We start from the raw sequence: 16,268 nt of genomic DNA, 5'->3' as shown, positions 1-16,268 counted from the left end.
GGCCCGAGATAATCCGGCCGGCTTTATGTTTTTCTCAGTGCGCATCATCCTTGTCCGAAAAGTCTGCAACTTTTCGGGAGGAAGCTTTAGCTTGCGAGGCGCTTCAGATCGGTGATGCCCTTGCTGACGAGCTCGCCGCCGAAGCCGCCGCGGGCTTCGTTGGTCAAGACGGTTTCAGCCGCAGCCACGGCGGCATCGGCCGCGGCGCCGCGCACTTGCGAGAGGGCCAAAGCCTCGGCGCTAGCGATTTTCTCTTCCGCCTGCTTGGTGCGCCGCTCGACGAATTCCACCATTCTCGCCTGGGCTTCCTTGGCGATACCTTCTGCTTCGACGTGGGCTTGAGCCACAAGAGCTGCGGCTTCAGCCTCGGCCTCGGCCTTTTTCTTCTCGAAAGAGGCGAGGATCTCGGCTGCCTCGGCGCGGAAGCGCTCGGCTTCGGCAAGTTCGGCCTTGATGCGCTCGGCGCGGTGATCGAGCGCTGCGGCGATCTTCGTGTGCACGCCGAGATAGCCGACGCCGAGCACGAAGATGATGAAGCCGAGAGCGACGAAAAATTCCTCGTTGAACTCCATGGTCTCAGGCTTTCTTGGCAAAAGCGGCGGTAATGGCCGCGGCATCGGCTGGCTTGCCGGTCAAATGCTGGACGATCGCGGTTGCGGCCTCTTGAGCGATGGTTTCGACATTGCTCATGGCTTTGGCCTTGGTCTCTGCGATCTGCGCTTCCGCCGCGGCGAGCTTGGCGCTGAGATCGGCTTCGATCGCGTGGCGCTTGGCGTCCGTCTCGGCATTGAGGCGCGCGTGGGTTTCCTGCGCCAGACCCTGAGCCTTGGCCCGGGCCTCAGCCAGCATCTTATCGTGCGCTGACGCGGCGGCATTGGCCTCGGCACGCATCTTATTGGCGTTCTTCAGATCTTCGTTGATCTTGCCTTGCCGCGTCGTCAGGATGTCGTGGACGCGCGGCAGCGCGATCTTCGACATCAAGAAATAAAGCACCGCGAAACTCAGCGCGAGCCAGATCAAGACCGGCACGAAATTGGCCGAGTCGAAAGGCGGGAACGTGCCGGTATCGGACTCGCCGCCCGACGGCACTTTTGTTTCCGCAATATGGCCTTCGTGCGTGGTGGCCATGGTCATCCCTGACAAAGTTTAAGATCTACAACGCGGGGCAGGTTTTGCAAGCTGCGCCCGAAAGCGAACATGCGCTCGAGGGCTTGGCCGCTCGAGCGCATGGAATTCTTACTTCATGACGAAGAGCAGGAGGATCGCCACGAGGAAGGCGAAAATGCCGAGACCTTCCGCGAGCGCCGCGCCGATGAAGGCCCGGCCGAACTGCGCATCCGAGGCTGTCGGGTTGCGAAGCGCGCCTGAAAGGAAGTTACCGAAGATCAGGCCGACGCCGATAGCCGCCGCGCCCATCCCGATGGCGGCGAGACCCGCGCCAATATATTTTGCTGCAACAGGATCCATTTATAACTCCAAAAGGTAGGGCACCGATCTGTTGTTAAGATATTTATTCAGTGGCCCGGATGAATTGCGTCATTCAGATAGACGCAAGTGAGGATCGCAAACACATAGGCTTGCAGAACTGCGACGAGAAGCTCGAAAGCGGTGAGGATCACGACCATGATCAGCGGCAGCGGCGCGATCACCGCGTAGGCGCCGGCGCCGAGAAGCGCGACGACGAAACCACCCATGACCTTCAGCGTGATATGGCCCGCGAGCATATTGGCGAAGAGACGCACCGAGAGGCTAATCGGACGCGAGAGGAAGGAGATGAGTTCGATCAGGATCAGAAACGGCACAAGGAAGATCGAGACGCCCGAGGGGACGAAGAGCTTCAGGAAATGCACGCCATGGCGGAAGACGCCATAGAGGATGACAAGCAGGATCACGCCCAGCGCGAAGGCGAAGGTGACGATGATCTGGCTGGTGACGGTGAAGGCATAAGGCACCAACCCGATCAGGTTCGAGAAGAGCACGAACATGAAAAGCGTGAAGACGAAGGGAAAGAATTTCATCCCATCGTGGCCGGCCGACATATGCACCGTATTGGCGACGAACTCATAGCTCATTTCGGCCGCCGATTGCAGGCGGCTTGGTACGATCGAGCGCGAACTCGTTCCGAGAATCATCAAAAACGAGACCGCGAGAACGATGATCACCATGAACAGCGCGGCATTGGTGAAGGAGGCGTCGATGCCGAAAGGATGAAAATCGACGATCCGCTCGATGTGGAACTGATGGATCGGGTCCAACGCCTGTTCAGCCACCGTCTGTTTCCTTCGTTTGCGCGTTTGCGCCGATGCAACTTAATAACCGGTCCGGACCGCTTCTACGTCAAGCTGCCGGGCGAGCCTGGCGGCTTGACGGCGATGCGATAGACGGTCCAGAACCCCGCCGCCGTACCGACGCCGAGAAAGAGAATAAGGAAGAGCGGCGAGGTGTGACACCAATCGTCGAGCTTCCATCCGATCAGTCCGCCGACGACGACCGCCGCGACGAATTCGGTCAGGACGCGAAAGCCGAGGCTCATGGCCCGGCCTATGGAACGTCCTGCTTCTTCCGTCTGGCCGCTATGGGCTTTCTGGTCCTGCGAGGCTTTTTGCTGGGCGTCGAGCGCGGTCGAAAGAGAATCGAGCCGCGCCCGCAGGTCGTCATCGTTTTCGTCCTTTGCCACCGCGCACTCCCACGAAAGTGGATCGACGAGTGCTTCTATAGTCCGAAGCGCGCCAAAGAGCGACCTCGGGGACTAAAGGCGATCGGTCTTTGCATTGCGAGAAAACGCAGATGGCGGGACGGGCGAACGCCTGAACGGACAGCAGAAGGAGAATTCGATGCCGATATCCCCAGCGAGCCGGCGGCACCATATGGACGAGGTGTATTTATGTCAAGATTGAGCCGCAAAGCAGCAAGCTCTTGAAGTGATGAAAGAAAATGCAAAGTGTGGATGAGAATGAAAAGACAGGCGGCTGTTATATAGGCAATGGGAGTACCGCGCCTGCGTTTCCTTCAACAACCGGTGCTTCTTTCAACGAAGGCGACGGCGTGACGGATGACCTCTGGATGGCCGCGCAGCACCTCGTGCTTGCAATGGACTGTGGCCTCAAAGTCATGCGGGATCGCGAAGGCTGAGGCGGCCGTCACGCGGCTATCGTTTGGACGGCGAAGGAACAGTCCCAAGAGTCCCTTGCGCGTGCCGGCGATACAGCCGACGCGAAGACCCAGTGGCGGCTCCGGCAGAGACGGCGCGGCGCGGGCAAGACGCCGTACGGCCGAAGTCGGAAAAATAATGCTCAAGAGATCCGCGAAAGGCGATCCGGTATTCGGGACACCGATCAACAAAAGCGACTCGATCCGGCTTGGGCACCTGTCCGCGACAGCCCGCATCACAAGCCCGCCGAAGCTGAATCCGATGAGATGCACGCGACGATTGGGTTGCGCCAACACAGCCTCTAGCACCGCGTCGACCGCCGCTTCGAACCGGCCAAACAGCGTATAGAGCTTGACGTGCTTGACCTCGAAGCCGGCGCTCTCCAAGGCGTCGCCAATCGGCGCGAGCTCATAATGGTGGCCGAGCCAGCCATGAGCGAGAATGACCCGCGCCTTGCGCATGGGCACGAATGACCTCATTGATTGGATGAACGAAGGAGCTCTACCTGATCCCTCACTTTCCCTCAAACCCTCGTCCTTCGAGACGCTTGCCACAGCCCGTTGCTCGCGACGGGCGTCGCTTCGCAATGCCCTATGGCAAGCTCCTCAGGATGAGGGTTTGGGGCGGCGGTGCCTTTAACCCGCTTCCAGATAGCGCTCGGCTTCCGCGAGATCGACCGACACAAGCTGGCTGACGCCACGCTCGGCCATGGTCACACCGAAGAGCCTGTCCATGCGCGCCATGGTGATCGGATTATGCGTGATCGTGACGAAGCGTGTTTCGGTCCGCTTGCTCATTTCATCGAGCAGATTGCAGAAACGCTCGACATTGGCGTCGTCGAGCGGCGCGTCGACCTCGTCGAGCACGCAGATCGGCGAGGGATTGGTGAGAAACACGGCGAAGATGAGCGACATGGCCGTCAAAGCCTGTTCGCCGCCGGAGAGCAGCGTCATGACCTGCGGTTTCTTGCCGGGCGGACAGGCGAGGATTTCGAGCCCGGCTTCGAGCGGATCGTCCGACTCGACCAATTGCAGCTCCGCCGCGCCGCCGCCGAAGAGGCTCGTAAAAAGCTCCTTGAAATGCGCATTGACCGTATCGAAAGCCGCGAACAGCCGCTCGCGGCCTTCCTTGTTGAGGCTTTGGATCGCGGTCCGTAAGCGGCGGATCGCCTCGATGAGATCGTCTTTTTCGGTCGTAAGCCCTTGCTTCGACGTATCGACCTCGTTCAATTCCTCTTCGGCGCGCAGATTGACGGCACCGAGCCGCTCGCGGTCGTGCTTGAGCGTCTCAAGCCGCTTTTCGGTCGCCTCGGCGCCGGGCAGATCCGCACCCGGCGCGACACCTGCGAGTGCGGAAAGATCGTCGGGCTGGCATTCGAGATCATGCGCGATGGCGTGCAGGATTTCTTCAAGCCTTTGGCGCGCGGCCTCGAGCCTCGTCTCGCTGCGGGCCTTGTCTTCGCGCGCGGTACCCATGGCCTCAAGCGCGGCGCGCGCCTGTTTGTCGGCCTCGTTGAGATGCGTTTCGGCCTTGGCCCTTTGATCGGATGCGCGCCTGCAAATCTCTTCGGCGGCGGCGATATTGTTCATCAAGACGCGACGCACGCGGATATATTCGTCCGGCGCTTCGATGAGCTTCAAATGTTCTTCCGTCGCCTCTGCGAGCCTTGCGTCGACTTCGGCGATCTGGCCGGTCGCGCGCTCGCGCCGCGCCTCCCAGGACTGACGGTCGGCGGCGATCGATTCCATCCGCTTGACGCGCGCTTGCGCCTCCCGCAACAGCGCCTGATGGTCGGCACGCGCTTGCGTCACTTGAGCGCGATGTTCGGCGGCAATCGCGCGCGCCGCATCGAGCTGAGCCTTGAGTTCGGCGCCGGCCACGAGGCTTTCCTGTTCGGCATCGAGGCGGGCGCGTTTTTCGCGTGCCTCTTCGCAATTGGCGGCGAGCCGCGTCTCGGATTCGGCCAGAGCCGAGATCCGTGCCGTCGCCTCGGTGTGACGGCGCTCGGCGGCGAGCATTTTTTCGCGTGCGCTGTCGGCTTCGCGGGTGGCGTTCTTAAAGGCTTGGCGCGCCTCATTGTCCCGCGCCGAAGCACCGCGCAGGTGAGCTTGCGCTTCTTCTTCCTGCACCTTGAGAGCTTCGGCCGCACGACGCGCGGCTTCGGCCTCCTGTTTCAGATCGCCGAGACGGTTCTTTTCGACGAGCCGTCTTGCCGCGGGAGTCGGCGCTTCGGCCGCCTGCGTAAACCCGTCCCAGCGCCAGAGATCGCCTTCCTTCGAGACGAGCCTTTGACCTGGCCGCAACTGATCGCGAAGCACAGGCCCCGACGCGCGCGACACGACGCCAATCTGCGCCAAGCGGCGTTGCAGGGCAGGGGGCGCCTGAACGAGACTCGAGAGTGCTTGTACGCCTTCCGGCAAAGCCGGATCGTCCTCATGCGCGATCAGCGCCCAGTGCGCCGGTGCGGCACCATTGGTCGATGCGTCGAGATCGTCGCCGAGCGCCGCGCCGAGCGCCGCCTCATAGCCCTTTTCGACGCTGATTTCGTCGGTGACCGGCGGCCAGAATGAGCCGCTGCCCGCGGTCAGAAGCTTCGAGAGGGTTGCAGCTTCGGTCTCGAGCTTTTGCGCCTTGCGTTCGGCCTCGGCCAAAGGCGTGCGAGCGCGCGCTTCGGCCTCACGCGCTTCCACGTGAGCGGCCTCGGCGTCGGTCGCTTCCGCCTCACAGGCTTGCAGGAATTCAAGAGCCTCTTCATGCGCCGCGGCCAAGGCCGGCCGATCGTCGACGCGTTCGAGTTCGGCCCGCAGGGTGTCGAGTTCCTGGCGCGCCTTGTTCAAGTCGGCTTCAAGCCGTTCGAGACGTTGCGTCTCGTCGCGCAAGGCGGCTTCGAGCGCGGTCCTCCGCGCGGCGACATCCGAATAGAGGCTTTGTGCCTCGGCCAGAGCTTTTTCGGAGAGAGCGAGCGCGGCTTCGGCCTCCGCCGCTTTAGCCTCGGCCGCGTAGGTCAGATCGCCGTCGCTGCTATCGGCGGAGGTCAGTTCGATCTCCTCAGCCGCCAGCCGCGCGAGCACTTGGGCCGCGTCGTCGATCGCCGCGGTTTCGCGTGCGAGATCGCCTTTCATCTGCGTGATGCGGCGTTCGAGTTCCGCGATGCGGCTCTTGGTGCGCTTTTCTTCGCCGTCGAGCGTTTCACGGGCGACGACCAGCTTTTGCATTTCGCCGCCGGCCGTGGCTTCGGCCTCGCGCAGGCCCGGAAGATCATGCGCGGCGATCGCCTGAAGCCTTGCGGCCTCCGCCTGAAGCCGCGTGCGCTCGGCAACCTCGCGCACATCGGCTTCGAGCTTGTGTTCGGAGGCCGCGAGATTGTTCCGTGCATCCGTATGATGGATCAAGGCGAGCAAAGCTTCATGCTTGCGGATGTCGCCCGCGAGCCCGCGATAGCGGATCGCCTGTTTCGCCTGCTTCTTGAGACTGTCGCTCTGCGCCTCGATCTGCTTCAAGACGTCGTCGAGCCGTGTGAGATTATCTTCCGCCGCCTTGAGGCGCAGTTCGGCTTCGGCGCGGCGCGAGTGAAGGCCGGAAATGCCGGCGGCTTCCTCGAGAATGCGGCGGCGCGACTGAGGCTTCGCCGCGATAATCTCGGCGATCATGCCTTGCCGCACCATGGAAGGCGAGCGCGAGCCGGTCGAGGCGTCGGCGAAGAGCAATTGCACATCGCGGGCGCGCACTTCGCGGCCATTGATGCGATAGGTCGAACCTTCCTCGCGCTCGATCTGGCGGGTGATCTCGAGGCTCTCGGCATCGTTGAAATGCGCCGGCGCGGTGCGGTCCGCATTGTCGAGCACGAGGCTGACCTCGGCCATATTGCGTGCCGGGCGTCCACCGCTGCCGGAAAAGATGACGTCATCCATGCCGGAGGCGCGCATGTTCTTGGAGGAGTTTTCCCCCATGACCCAGCGCAAAGCTTCGACCAGATTGGATTTACCGCAGCCGTTCGGGCCTATAATGCCGGTCAACCCCGATTCGATCATGAAATCAGTGGGTTCAACGAAGCTTTTGAAGCCGACCAGGCGAAGCCGGTTGAATTTCATGCAGGGTAGCCCTCATGGCTGATTCGATTGCGCATCTATAGCAAGGGGAGAGGAGGGGTAAGCGCAAGCTATTGTTGCCACTTTGGCAAAATCGTCCACGACTTGTGGATTTGCGAGCAACTAGCCCTTACCAAGTCTGGCGTAGAACCCAAACGCCATCGATATAATCGAAAAGCGCGGTATTGCGACCGGCGCCGCGGCCGCCGCGCTCATAATAAAGGTACAAATGGCAATCTCTCTGCGTCGCCGAAATGAATCGTTTTGAGAGAAGGCCTTCTTCGCCGGGCGCAATGGCGTCGGTTGCCTGAAATGGCTCACCGGTATCAGCCATTTCAAATCCAAGCGATGCCAAGATACCCTGGGGTAGCTCAGCCTTATGCTTGAAAATGACGGTATTATCGTCGCATCGGCTAAGAGACGAAGCCGCGCTTGCAGTCAAACACAACGACATCAGCGCACTTGCAAGACAAGCGAAGACGGTGGCTTTCGCCACCCGCGTTTCACCCCTTCAACATAGGCTGCAGCAATTCGTCGAGTTTTTCCGGCGTGATCTCGCCCGTCTGCTTGCGGCCGTTGATGAAGAAGGTCGGCGTCGCGTTGATGCCGAATTTCTCCGCCGCGCGATTGCGGATATCGTTGACCTTCTCGTAAAGCGCCTGATCCTTGAGGCAGGCTTCGAAAGCCTCCTGGGTCATGCCGGTCTGCTTGACGAGATTGGACAAAGCCTCGATCGGCTTCTCGGTAAAGGCCCAGTTCTTCTGCTGCGCGAACAAGAGATCGACCATGGCATTGCGCTTGTCCGGCCCGGCGCAGCGCGCCAGCATGAAGCCAGCCGTCGCCAAAGGATCGAGCGGGAATTCGCGCAAGATAAAGCGCACCTTGCCCGTATCAATATATTTGCTCTTCAGGTCGGGAAAGGTGGTGGCGTAAAAGGCCGCGCAATGGCTGCAGGTCATCGAGGCATATTCGACGATCGTAATCGGCGCGTCATCCTTGCCGAGCGGCACGTCGGGCAAAGCGTTTTCGGCCATGAGCTGGTCGACCGGCACGACAGTGCCCGTCTGCTGCGCCTGGGCAGGGTGAGCCGCGTCCACCACGGCTAAAAGGCCCAGAACCGTCAGGCTGACCGCCACCACGGTCTCGATAAAGGCGATGTGGCTCTTGAGAATTGTGCGGCCCGGGATCGGCAATCGCATGGTTTCGTCCATCTTTGAATGCGCTAGCTGCAGCATAAAGCACAAGTTTGAAGGCGCAATGGGCATAAAATGTGATCTTCACGCACCTTTGTGAAGTGCGGCACTGGAGCCTATCGGCTCCATATCAGAAGTTAGGACATGTCCTTGTCGGAAAAGTCATACAACTTTCTCGGGACATGTCCGATCGCTTAGGACCCGCGCGCCGAGCCGGGTCAGGGCTTCGCGCAGGGCAATGTCGCCGATCTGTGTGACAGTTTTTTCGGCTTCCGCCAGCGCCGCGGGGCTGATCGGCAAATTGCGACGCTTTGCCGTCTCCCGGCGGACGATCGGCCCTTGTTTCAAAAGCAAGCGGCCGACGCATTTCCAGCCGAGATGCGCATTGACCCGGTCTATGATGACGGGCGCCAGATGCTGCAACTCAAGCGCGAAGCCGCTTTCGACCCTTATGACGAGACCGGCTGGTTCGATTCCGCGGCCAGGATTGGTGTTCTTCCCGCGCGGCGGCCATTGCAGCTTCAAAGGCTGCGAGGCCGATGCGATGCGCTCGCCGACAATATCGTCCCAATAGAGAATGATATTCGATTGGCCGAACCCTTGCCGTGCCAGCACGGGGTCCATCGCAGCCCCGACGAGATCCGCCAGCGGCTGCGACCACGATTTGCGCGGGTCGAACTTCTGCATGGGCTTTTATAGACCCGAAGCGGTGGCCCGCGAATGTGGTAAAATGCGTTGCGCACTCTTTAGGCAGCAGATGCGAGGCGTCTTTCACAACCTTCCGCCCGAGCGGTGGGGGATGGCCTATGCGGATCGGCTCGATGCGGCTAAACCGGGCCCATGTATGATCTTGCCGACAGGCCCTTGGCCGATCAGCCCATGGCCGCAGCCCGGATCGCGCCGGAGCTTCTTGCCTGGTACGACCGCAATCGCCGGATCTTGCCCTGGCGCGCTCTGCCCGGTCAGCGCCCGGATGCTTATGCCGTCTGGCTCTCCGAAATCATGCTTCAGCAGACGACCGTCGCGGCGGTCAAAGCCTACTTTCTGGCTTTTCTCGCGCGCTGGCCGGCGGTCGGACTTTTGGCCGCGGCGCCTACGGAAGAGATCATGAAACAATGGGCGGGATTAGGATACTATTCCCGCGCGCGCAATCTGCACGCTTGTGCCAAAGCGGTGGCCAGCCAGCACGGCGGGGTTTTCCCGGATCGCGAAGAGACGCTTCTGGCTCTGCCGGGCATCGGACCCTATACGGCCGCTGCCATCGCGGCCATCGCCTTTGACCGGCGCGCCACCGTCGTCGACGGCAATGTCGAACGCGTCATCGCGCGGCTCTTTGCGATCGAAGAGCCGCTGCCCGGCGCGAAGTCTCTGATCAAAACCAAAGCCGATCTGCTGACGCCTGACGTGCGGCCGGGCGATTATGCGCAGGCCATGATGGATTTGGGCGCGACCATCTGCACCCCGCGCAGTCCCGCCTGCGCGCTTTGTCCTTTGCGGCCCAGCTGCAAGGCACAGGCCTTGGGCAAGGCCGAAACATATCCACGCAAGGCACCCAAACCCGCACGCCCATCGCGCCGCGGCGCTGCCTTTTTCCTGCGCCGCGCCGACGGCGCGGTTTTGGTGCGCACGCGTCCGCCCAAGGGCTTGCTCGGTGGCATGACGGAAATTCCCGGCACGCAATGGTCGGGCGATTTCGACATCGCCCAGGCCCTGCAGGAGGCGCCCGTGCTGACCTCCTATCGCAAGCTCGCAGGGACGGTCGAACACGTGTTCACGCATTTTGCCTTGACGCTGTCCGTCTTTATCGCCGATGTGCCGCAAAACACGCCTCCACCCGAAGGCTGCCGCTGGGTGAGTGCCGAGGCGCTCGATGGGGAAGCTCTTCCGAGCTTGATGCGGAAGGTCGTCGCGCTTGCGCGGCAAAATAAGGTTTGAGTCTATGTCGAAAACCGAGAAGGCCGATTTCGCGGTCGTCATCGTTGAAGGCGCGATCCGTATTACCCATGGCCACCGGACGATGACGGTCAGATGCTGCGTCAATGATTTCGATGAGGAAGACGACGATACGGATGTGATCGTCTATCTCGACGACATCACCGGCTGGGACGCGCCGCACGACAAGGATCCTTTCGAGATCGACGATCTGCATCAATTGCTGCAGGCGATCGAAGTGGTCTTTGCGCAAGAAGGCCTTGGCGTGGTATTCGACTAAAGCAGCCTGCGACCGTCACGCTGAATTCAAGCGGCCTATTTTAACAAATATGGTGTAATCATCGGATTGGACACGGGGGCCACCGATGGACAGTAGAAGCGCCGCGAGCAAATCTTCGCGGCTCAATGTAGTCATTGCGTTAACCTTGATCGGGCTCGCAGCCGCCGGCTGCGCCGCAAGGCCGTCGAGCAATGTCCTCATTCCCGTCGCTTCCTCGGTCGAAGGCGGCAAAACCGTTGCCATCCTAGCCGCCACCACACGCCAGCGCGCGGAAGACTCGGAGGTGTTTTTCACCAATGGCCGGGCGCATGGCGTCAATTACGAACAATATGCCATTTCGCTGCCGCCGAGCCATGTCGCGGGCCAGATCGAATGGCCTTCCCAGACGCCGGGAAATCCTCAAAAGGACTTTGTCGTCAGCAGCGGGCGCCCGCTGGATGAGGGCAGTTTTTCCGCGGCCATCGCACAACAGATGGAGGCCAAAAAGAGCGAGGACGGCAATGTCCTCGTCTTCGTGCATGGTTATAATACGAATTATCAGGAAGCGGTCTTCCGCATGGCGCAACTCAAGGCCGACCGTGGCTATGATGAAACGACCGTTCTCTTTGCATGGCCGTCATTCGGGACATTGACTGGCTATGTGGCGGACCGGGAGAGTTCGACCTATTCGCGCGATTATCTGGAACAGGTTTTGAACGAGATCGCCCGCATTCCCAAGGTCAAGACGATCAATCTCGTTGCGCATAGCATGGGCAATTGGCTCGCTGTCGAAACCCTGCGGCAGGCCAAGCTTCGCGCGAAATCGCCCTTCCTTGAGAAGCTCGGAAATGTCGTCTTGCTGTCACCGGATATAGATGTCGACGTTTTCGTGTCGCAGCTCGATGTGATCGGAAAGTTGAAGCGGCCCATTATCGTCGCGCTGTCGCGGAACGATCTGGCGCTCGCGGCCTCGCAGCGCATCGCGGGCGACATATCCCGCGTCGGCAACGCCTTGGTCGAGAACCCGAGAGCACAGGCGGCGATCGAGCGATATGATCTGAAGGTCGTCGATCTGTCGCACGTTCAGGGCGGCGATTTTCTCGGTCACAGCAAATTCATAGAGGCTCTGCCGGAGCTGGAACAAATCGCGCGCAACGGCGAAACGGGGGCGGGGGGCAGCGCGCCGGGTGTGTTCCAGGTTGATTCCGCCGGCGATATCTTGGCGATGCCGCTTCGGCTCGGCGACGCGATGCTTGGACGGTAACCGAGTCGGCTGCCGTGGCGCGTCTTGTCGCGGTCGGGAGCACTCTTAATCCGGTACGACACGTGGCATAAGGGCGCCGCAGCTTTTCCAGGTTCCCTCCGCGCCCAAATCCCGTGTGCCAATGATTCGCCTCGAAAACATCAGCAAGCAGAACGGCTCCCAGATCCTCTTTATCGAGGCCTCCGCGGCGCTCCAAAAGGGCGAGAAGGTGGGTCTCGTCGGTCCTAACGGGGCTGGCAAGACGACGCTGTTTCGGATGATGACGGGACAGGAGCAGCCGGACGAGGGCTTGGTCGGGATCGATCGCGGCGTCACCATCGGCTATTTCAGCCAGGACGTCGGCGAGATGTCGGGCCGCAGCGCTGTCTCCGAGGTGATGGACGGTGCAGGCCCGGTGAGCGCGGTCGCGGCCGAATTGGCGGAACTCGAGGCGGCCATGGGCGATCCAGACCGGCTCGACGAGATCGAACAGCTTGTCGAGCGATATGGCGAGGTCCAGGGGCGCTTCGAGGAACTCGACGGCTATGCTCTTGAAGGCCGGGCACGTGAAGTCCTGGCGGGGCTCTCCTTCAGCCAGGAGATGATGGACGGCGACGTCGGCGCGTTGTCCGGCGGCTGGAAGATGCGCGTCGCGCTTGGCCGCATCCTTCTCATGCGGCCCGACGCCATGCTGCTCGACGAGCCGAGCAACCATCTCGACTTGGAAAGCCTCATCTGGCTGGAGCAATTCCTCAAAGGCTACGAGGGCGCCTTGCTGATGACCTCGCACGACCGTGAGTTCATGAACCGCATCGTCTCCAAGGTGGTGGAGATCGATGGCGGCGGGCTCACGACCTATTCGGGCAATTACGAGTTCTACGAGCAGCAACGCGCGCAGAACGAGAAACAGCAACAGGCCCAGTTCGAACGCCAGCAAGCGATGCTTGCCAAGGAAATCAAGTTCATCGAGCGCTTCAAGGCGCGCGCCTCGCACGCCGCGCAGGTGCAGAGCCGCGTGAAGAAACTGGATAAGATCGAAAAGGTCGAGCCGCCCAAACGCCGCCAGACTGTTTTATTCGAGTTTCAGCCGGCGCCGCGTTCGGGCGACGACGTCGTCAGTCTGAAGAACGTGCACAAGAGCTATGGTTCCAAAAACATATACGAAGGATTGAACTTTGCGGTGAGCCGCAAGGAGCGCTGGTGCGTCATGGGCGTCAATGGCGCCGGCAAATCGACGCTCTTGAAACTGGTGACGGGCTTTGCCCAGCCGGACGAAGGCACGATCGCCGTGGGCGGCAGCGTGAAGATGGGCTATTTCGCGCAGCACGCCATGGATCTGCTCGACGGCGACCGCACCATATTTCAGTCGCTGGAGGATTCGTTTCCCCAGGCCAACCAGGGCTCATTGCGTTCGCTCGCCGGCGCCTTCGGATTCTCCGGCGACGACGTGGAGAAGAAATGCCGGTTTCTTTCGGGCGGCGAGAAAGCCCGCTTGGTCATGGCGAAGATGCTCTACGACCCGCCGAATTTCCTCGTGCTTGACGAGCCGACAAACCATCTCGACATGGCAACGAAGGAGATGCTGATCACGGCGCTATCGCAATATGAGGGCACCATGCTGTTCGTCTCGCACGACCGGCATTTCCTCGCCGCTTTGTCCAACCGGGTGCTCGAACTGACGCCGGAGGGCATTCACAATTACGGCGGCGGTTATACGGAATATGTGGCCCGCACGGGCCAGGAGGCGCCGGGCTTGCATAGCTGAGCCTGCAAAATCGGCGCGATCGCCTTAGTTTTCGTCGGCGAAGCCTTCTTCCTTCGCTTCGCCACAGTTCCAGGTTCAATTCGCTCCCAGTGAAACCTTCCTTCTTGCGCATGGCCGTGGTCCTCGGCCTCATCACCGCCGTCGGGCCTTTTTCAATCGACATGTATTTGCCGGCGCTTCCATCAATGGGAGCGAGCCTCAATGCCACGCCCGGCGCCGTACAGATCACCCTCATCGCCTCATTCGTGACCCTCGGCTTGTGCCAGCTTTTTTATGGTCCCTTGAGCGACATGGTCGGACGTAAGCCGCCTATTTATGCGGGACTGGCCATCTTCGCATTAGGCAGCATCGGTTGCGCGCTTGCGCCAAACATCGAAGTCCTCATCGGCTTCAGGGTGATCCAGGCCTTCGGCGCTTGCGCTGGCATGGTGATCCCGCGCGCGATCGTGCGCGACATGCACACGGGCCACGATGCGACCAGGCTGATGTCGCTGCTCATGCTGGTCGTCAGCATCTCTCCGATCCTGGCGCCGTTGACCGGCAGCTTCGTGATCGCGGCCTTCGGCTGGCGCGGCGTCTTTATCATCCTGACGCTCGCGGCGGCGCTTGGTCTTGTTCTCGCGGTAGCGGAACTCAAGGAAACACATCAGCCGGAGAAAAGGGGCGAGAGCTCGTGGCGCGGCGCGTTCAAAGCCTATAAACGCCTGCTCGTAGATCCCGAGTTCATCGGCCTGACGCTCGTCGGCTCGCTTGGCGTCTCGGCTTTCTTCGTCTACCTCGGCAGCGCGGCCTATGTGCTGATCAATTATTACGGTCTGAGCCCCAGTGGTTTCAGCCTCTGCTTCGCGCTCAATGCCGCTTCATTCTTCGGCTTTTGCCAGCTGACCGGTTTGCTCACACGCAGGTTCGGTCTTGCGCCGGTCATCAGGGTCGCGGTCATAGGGTTTGCCCTAACCATGACCAGCCTTGCGGTCCTCGTGGGTTTCGGCGCCGACAGCCTTCCGATGATGATGGCTTTCTTGTTTGTCGGATATGGGTTTCTCGGCCTCGTCATCCCGACGACCGCCGTTCTCTCATTGGAGCATCATGGCGCAATCGCAGGCACGGCGTCGGCGCTGATGGGATCCCTGCAGATGGTCGTAGGCGCCGCGATCATGGCCATTGCCGGCTTCTTTGCGAATGGCACGCCTGCGCCCATGCTGATCGGTATCGGCGCCTGCGCGGCGGCTGCTTTTATCGTCGCTCAATTCACGTTACGGAAGAGCTTGGCCAGCCAATAGGGCCGAAGCGCATCACATCTCTTTAAAGCCATCCGCCGTGAGCTTGATCGTCCCGTTCGGGCCGTCTTCGAACCATTTGTTCTCGTATCCGTAGACCAAGCCGCTCTTGACGTCTTCTTGGTTTAGAGAGTTTTCCTTCACATAGGTCTGAAAGTTTTCAGCCCACAGGACTTCGCCTGATCTTTTGCGGAAGTGCTTATAAATCGTCAGCACCAATTTGGCGTTCTCTATTGGCGTCGGTGTTGAAGCCATGGCTCTCATCCTAGATTGGCGGCGCATCGATTTGGCACGGATGGCCTTTCCTCTCGGCAGGTAAAGCATTTCCGCCGTGAAGGCAATGAACTGGCGTGGATGCCTATGCGGGCCGAGGCCTTCGCTCACGGCGCGTATTGCGCGATGCCGAGGCCGAATGACCAGTTCTCCGGTTTTGCTTCTATGAGATTGATGAAAACATCTTCCGGACGAAGCTTGAGCCTATTGCTCAAACTGTCCGCGATCGTCTTGTAGAGCGTGCGCTTCTGCTCGACCGTGCGGCCTTCGTTGAAGAATATCTGGATCATGATCAAATCGCTCGTGCGGCGGATGCCGAGATAAGTCTCGTCATAGATGAAATTCTCGGCGCTATGTTCGCTTATGATCTGGAAATGATCGTTCCTCGGAACGCCTGTCGCCGACACCATGGCTTCGTAGACCACCTCACCGGCCACCCGCCGGTAGGCGTCATCCTTGCCTTTTTGAAGCTCGATCCGGACGATAGGCATGAATGTTTCCTTTCCATAAATACTTGCATACGCATATATTGAAAATATTTGCATGTGCTGATAAGAGTCAAGTTGCGCTTCAAATTGCGGCTTAACAAACCTATAGGAGCTTGCTAGTGCCGGAGAAAAACGTCGGGCAGGGCCTGTGCAGTTGTACCGCCTTGCGCAAGGCGACACGGAAAGTGTCGCAGCTCTATGACGAAGCGCTTGCGCCGTGCGGATTGCGCACGACGCAGCGAGCCATTTTGAACCACATCAAACGCGCAGGGACTCCGGGGATGGGGGAACTGGCCGAAGCCCTGGTTATGGATCGCGGCGCGCTCGCTCACAATCTGAAGCCCTTGGAGCGCGACGGGTTTTTGAGCGTGAAAGTCGACCCGAACGATCGCCGCAACCGGATCGTCGCCTTGACCGAGCGCGGCAAAGCCAAATTGGCGGAGTCAGAAAAATATTGGCTTCGTGCGCAGAAAAACTTCGAAAAGGCGTTTGGAACCACGAAGACACTATCGCTGCGAAAGGCACTCGCCTTCATCGTCTCCGAGGATTTCACGGAATCGTTTGGGCGCAGGGCCTGACATCTCTCCGGCATCTCGAGG

Annotated in this window: 18 protein-coding genes; 6 read left to right on the top strand and 12 right to left on the bottom strand. The window is 60.4% G+C overall.

Annotated features, from left to right (window positions below):
* Nucleotides 1-86: 86 nt before the first annotated feature.
* The 10 genes from A3OQ_RS0117225 to A3OQ_RS0117180 all read right to left on the bottom strand — a co-directional run bounded on the left by A3OQ_RS0117225 (nucleotide 87) and on the right by A3OQ_RS0117180 (nucleotide 9,119).
* Nucleotides 87-572, bottom strand: coding sequence for a F0F1 ATP synthase subunit B family protein (locus A3OQ_RS0117225; RefSeq protein ID WP_020176673.1), 486 nt, complete (start codon nucleotides 570-572; stop codon nucleotides 87-89).
* Nucleotides 573-576: 4 nt separating this feature from the next.
* A complete protein-coding gene (locus A3OQ_RS0117220; RefSeq protein WP_020176672.1) occupies nucleotides 577-1,128 on the bottom strand; it encodes a F0F1 ATP synthase subunit B family protein in 552 nt (183 codons plus the stop codon).
* A 108-nt stretch (nucleotides 1,129-1,236) separates the two neighbouring features.
* Nucleotides 1,237-1,467 carry a F0F1 ATP synthase subunit C gene (locus tag A3OQ_RS0117215; RefSeq protein ID WP_020176671.1) on the bottom strand — a complete coding sequence of 77 codons (231 nt, stop codon included), beginning with the start codon at nucleotides 1,465-1,467 and terminating at the stop codon, nucleotides 1,237-1,239.
* Nucleotides 1,468-1,514: 47 nt separating this feature from the next.
* Nucleotides 1,515-2,270: a F0F1 ATP synthase subunit A gene (locus A3OQ_RS0117210; RefSeq protein WP_026595955.1), complete on the bottom strand. Its 756-nt coding sequence runs from the start codon at nucleotides 2,268-2,270 to the stop codon at nucleotides 1,515-1,517.
* Between the two features lie 62 nt (nucleotides 2,271-2,332).
* A complete protein-coding gene (locus A3OQ_RS0117205; protein WP_020176669.1) occupies nucleotides 2,333-2,677 on the bottom strand; it encodes an AtpZ/AtpI family protein in 345 nt (114 codons plus the stop codon).
* A 332-nt stretch (nucleotides 2,678-3,009) separates the two neighbouring features.
* Nucleotides 3,010-3,612: an alpha/beta fold hydrolase gene (locus tag A3OQ_RS0117200; protein ID WP_020176668.1), complete on the bottom strand. Its 603-nt coding sequence runs from the start codon at nucleotides 3,610-3,612 to the stop codon at nucleotides 3,010-3,012.
* Between the two features lie 174 nt (nucleotides 3,613-3,786).
* The gene (gene smc, locus A3OQ_RS0117195; protein WP_020176667.1) at nucleotides 3,787-7,242 is read right to left on the bottom strand and encodes a chromosome segregation protein SMC; all 3,456 of its coding nucleotides are present in this window, start codon (nucleotides 7,240-7,242) and stop codon (nucleotides 3,787-3,789) included.
* A 127-nt stretch (nucleotides 7,243-7,369) separates the two neighbouring features.
* Nucleotides 7,370-7,735, bottom strand: coding sequence for a hypothetical protein (locus A3OQ_RS0117190; RefSeq protein WP_020176666.1), 366 nt, complete (start codon nucleotides 7,733-7,735; stop codon nucleotides 7,370-7,372).
* A gap of 7 nt (nucleotides 7,736-7,742) precedes the next feature.
* Nucleotides 7,743-8,438 (bottom strand): DsbA family protein, encoded by a 696-nt coding sequence (locus A3OQ_RS0117185; protein ID WP_051116131.1) that lies wholly within the window; start codon nucleotides 8,436-8,438, stop codon nucleotides 7,743-7,745.
* Nucleotides 8,439-8,594: 156 nt separating this feature from the next.
* Nucleotides 8,595-9,119: a DUF721 domain-containing protein gene (locus tag A3OQ_RS0117180; protein ID WP_020176664.1), complete on the bottom strand. Its 525-nt coding sequence runs from the start codon at nucleotides 9,117-9,119 to the stop codon at nucleotides 8,595-8,597.
* Nucleotides 9,120-9,272: 153 nt separating this feature from the next.
* On the opposite strand from A3OQ_RS0117180, the gene mutY reads away from it, so the two are divergent.
* The 5 genes from mutY to A3OQ_RS0117155 all read left to right on the top strand — a co-directional run bounded on the left by mutY (nucleotide 9,273) and on the right by A3OQ_RS0117155 (nucleotide 14,911).
* Nucleotides 9,273-10,367, top strand: a complete 1,095-nt coding sequence (gene mutY, locus A3OQ_RS0117175; protein ID WP_020176663.1) for an A/G-specific adenine glycosylase — start codon at nucleotides 9,273-9,275, stop codon at nucleotides 10,365-10,367.
* Between the two features lie 4 nt (nucleotides 10,368-10,371).
* The gene (locus A3OQ_RS0117170) at nucleotides 10,372-10,644 is read left to right on the top strand and encodes an Imm74 family immunity protein (RefSeq protein WP_020176662.1); all 273 of its coding nucleotides are present in this window, start codon (nucleotides 10,372-10,374) and stop codon (nucleotides 10,642-10,644) included.
* Between the two features lie 85 nt (nucleotides 10,645-10,729).
* Complete coding sequence (locus A3OQ_RS22855) at nucleotides 10,730-11,887, top strand: alpha/beta hydrolase (protein ID WP_083931615.1); 1,158 nt, start codon at nucleotides 10,730-10,732, stop codon at nucleotides 11,885-11,887.
* Between the two features lie 121 nt (nucleotides 11,888-12,008).
* Entirely contained in the window at nucleotides 12,009-13,631 is a 1,623-nt protein-coding gene (locus A3OQ_RS0117160; protein ID WP_020176660.1) for an ABC-F family ATP-binding cassette domain-containing protein, read from the top strand.
* Nucleotides 13,632-13,720: 89 nt separating this feature from the next.
* Nucleotides 13,721-14,911, top strand: a complete 1,191-nt coding sequence (locus A3OQ_RS0117155) for a multidrug effflux MFS transporter (RefSeq protein WP_200860008.1) — start codon at nucleotides 13,721-13,723, stop codon at nucleotides 14,909-14,911.
* A gap of 12 nt (nucleotides 14,912-14,923) precedes the next feature.
* Here the strand turns inward: A3OQ_RS0117155 and A3OQ_RS22850 are convergent, their stop codons facing one another.
* Entirely contained in the window at nucleotides 14,924-15,292 is a 369-nt protein-coding gene (locus tag A3OQ_RS22850; RefSeq protein WP_020176658.1) for a hypothetical protein, read from the bottom strand.
* Nucleotides 15,289-15,672 (bottom strand): tautomerase family protein, encoded by a 384-nt coding sequence (locus A3OQ_RS0117145; RefSeq protein ID WP_020176657.1) that lies wholly within the window; start codon nucleotides 15,670-15,672, stop codon nucleotides 15,289-15,291. The genes A3OQ_RS22850 and A3OQ_RS0117145 overlap by 4 nt, the downstream gene beginning before the upstream one ends.
* Before the next feature lie 116 nt (nucleotides 15,673-15,788).
* On the opposite strand from A3OQ_RS0117145, the gene A3OQ_RS0117140 reads away from it, so the two are divergent.
* The gene (locus A3OQ_RS0117140; RefSeq protein ID WP_040580177.1) at nucleotides 15,789-16,247 is read left to right on the top strand and encodes a MarR family winged helix-turn-helix transcriptional regulator; all 459 of its coding nucleotides are present in this window, start codon (nucleotides 15,789-15,791) and stop codon (nucleotides 16,245-16,247) included.
* Nucleotides 16,248-16,268 lie beyond the last annotated feature (21 nt).

This window comes from Methyloferula stellata AR4 (assembly GCF_000385335.1).
GTDB classification, from domain to species: domain Bacteria; phylum Pseudomonadota; class Alphaproteobacteria; order Rhizobiales; family Beijerinckiaceae; genus Methyloferula; species Methyloferula stellata.
Note: the sequence above shows the minus strand (reverse complement) of the source record. Positions and strands in the feature narration are given on the sequence as shown.

Coding starts and splice junctions, on each gene's coding strand:
- A3OQ_RS0117200 (WP_020176668.1), bottom strand. CDS start 3,612: ATGCGCAAGGCGCGGGTCATTCTCGCTCATGGCTGGCTCGGCCACCAT.
- smc (WP_020176667.1), bottom strand. CDS start 7,242: ATGAAATTCAACCGGCTTCGCCTGGTCGGCTTCAAAAGCTTCGTTGAA.
- A3OQ_RS22855 (WP_083931615.1), top strand. CDS start 10,730: ATGGACAGTAGAAGCGCCGCGAGCAAATCTTCGCGGCTCAATGTAGTC.
- A3OQ_RS0117160 (WP_020176660.1), top strand. CDS start 12,009: ATGATTCGCCTCGAAAACATCAGCAAGCAGAACGGCTCCCAGATCCTC.
- A3OQ_RS0117215 (WP_020176671.1), bottom strand. CDS start 1,467: ATGGATCCTGTTGCAGCAAAATATATTGGCGCGGGTCTCGCCGCCATC.
- A3OQ_RS0117180 (WP_020176664.1), bottom strand. CDS start 9,119: ATGCAGAAGTTCGACCCGCGCAAATCGTGGTCGCAGCCGCTGGCGGAT.
- A3OQ_RS0117170 (WP_020176662.1), top strand. CDS start 10,372: ATGTCGAAAACCGAGAAGGCCGATTTCGCGGTCGTCATCGTTGAAGGC.
- A3OQ_RS0117185 (WP_051116131.1), bottom strand. CDS start 8,438: ATGCGATTGCCGATCCCGGGCCGCACAATTCTCAAGAGCCACATCGCC.
- A3OQ_RS0117225 (WP_020176673.1), bottom strand. CDS start 572: ATGGAGTTCAACGAGGAATTTTTCGTCGCTCTCGGCTTCATCATCTTC.
- A3OQ_RS0117145 (WP_020176657.1), bottom strand. CDS start 15,672: ATGCCTATCGTCCGGATCGAGCTTCAAAAAGGCAAGGATGACGCCTAC.
- mutY (WP_020176663.1), top strand. CDS start 9,273: ATGTATGATCTTGCCGACAGGCCCTTGGCCGATCAGCCCATGGCCGCA.
- A3OQ_RS0117220 (WP_020176672.1), bottom strand. CDS start 1,128: ATGGCCACCACGCACGAAGGCCATATTGCGGAAACAAAAGTGCCGTCG.